Source organism: Pseudanabaena biceps PCC 7429, assembly GCF_000332215.1.
Classification (GTDB): domain Bacteria; phylum Cyanobacteriota; class Cyanobacteriia; order Pseudanabaenales; family Pseudanabaenaceae; genus Pseudanabaena; species Pseudanabaena biceps.
This window is the reverse complement of sequence record NZ_ALWB01000408.1, coordinates 1-1,239: the sequence shown is the minus strand read 5'-3', so window position 1 is coordinate 1,239 and position 1,239 is coordinate 1. Positions and strand designations below refer to the sequence as shown.

General features: G+C 42.8%; 2 protein-coding genes. One reads left to right on the top strand and one right to left on the bottom strand.

What is annotated here, in order from left to right; translation table 11 throughout:
- Positions 1-72 precede the first annotated feature (72 nt).
- Entirely contained in the window at positions 73-594 is a 522-nt protein-coding gene (locus tag PSE7429_RS26475; RefSeq protein WP_009629766.1) for a hypothetical protein, read from the bottom strand.
- Positions 595-638: 44 nt separating this feature from the next.
- On the opposite strand from PSE7429_RS26475, the gene PSE7429_RS22785 reads away from it, so the two are divergent.
- Complete coding sequence (locus PSE7429_RS22785; RefSeq protein WP_009629765.1) at positions 639-1,067, top strand: Uma2 family endonuclease; 429 nt, start codon at positions 639-641, stop codon at positions 1,065-1,067.
- Positions 1,068-1,239 lie beyond the last annotated feature (172 nt).

Genomic DNA, 1,239 nt, shown 5'->3' with positions numbered 1-1,239 from the left:
AGGTTCGCGATTGCTCCTTCTGATATCTCTAACCCAAATACTTCACTCAGCATTTGCTGCATTCTTCCATAGCTAATCCCGTGACTGTATCTCATCGTTGTTACTAGGGCGGCGATTCGATCTCCAAAGGGACTGCCTGCTTCCATGCTTACTGGTACTGTTGCTTATTTGTTCTTGTCCGCAATGCTCACACTTACATCCATATCTTTCGATTCTAGTCACGTATTGGTTTGATTGGTGGTATGTCGTATTTGTCGTATCGTTCCAGTATACCTGCATCGATTCGGCGATCTCTTTCCCACATTCTGCACAGCTTTTTACTATCGCTTTAATCGTTTGGTCTGGATTTTCACTCAGTTGACGACCTCCTCCTTCCCGACCTATGCTACCTACTCGCTTGCTCACACTTCCCTCTTCTGGATTATCGGTCTCGGCTTTAAATCCTTTCGCTGGAGGTAAACTCGAATTCTTTGAGGTCTTCTTTGGTTTCTTTTCTAGCTGTTTCTGTAGCTTTTGTAGTTCTTCCCATAGCTTCACTATCAAGGCTTCTTTTGCCTCGTCTGTTAGTTCCTTTAGGTTCGGTAACTCCTTCATATCTTTAATTTATCAGCTTTTGCCTTTTTGTCAATTTCCCTTGGTTGAGCAATTACAATCTCGATTTAGGGATTTGGAATCGTCAGGAGCGACTTGGTAAGGTTTTCGATTCTTCTGGGGGCTTTTCTCTGCCTAGAGGTGGCGATCGCTCTCCTGATGCGGCATGGATACCAATTGAAAAATGGAATGCTCTCACCCTCGAACAACGTAAGAAGTTTTTACCGTTATGCCCTGACTTTGCGATCGAGCTTTTGTCACCAACGGATTCATGGATTAAGGGTTTATCCAAGATGCAGGAATATCAGGATAATGGTTGCCGTTTGGGGTGGCTCATCGATCCAGAAAGTAAGCGTGTGGCAATTTATCGTTTAGGTAAACCTATAGAAATTCTCGAAGCACCCGTCAGTTTGTCTGGAGAAGATGTTTTATTGGGATTTATCCTGAATTTAGAAAATATTTGGTCATCCCACTAAGTAGCTAATAAGTAGCTAAGCATAAGTAAACTTAAAACCTAGAAGAGCATACTGCCCGCTAAGCGGGCGGTATGCTCTTCTGGTTTTGTTTTTTAATTATGCTTAGTTAACGTCAGTTCGGGTTAAGCTGGCAAATTTTAAAAGCCCAAAAGTAAAAGCCTTGCGTAGCAAG

What these genes read in the sequence shown, in the direction of transcription:
- PSE7429_RS26475 (WP_009629766.1), bottom strand. Translation starts at nt 594, where the DNA reads ATGAAGGAGTTACCGAACCTAAAGGAACTAACAGACGAGGCAAAAGAA.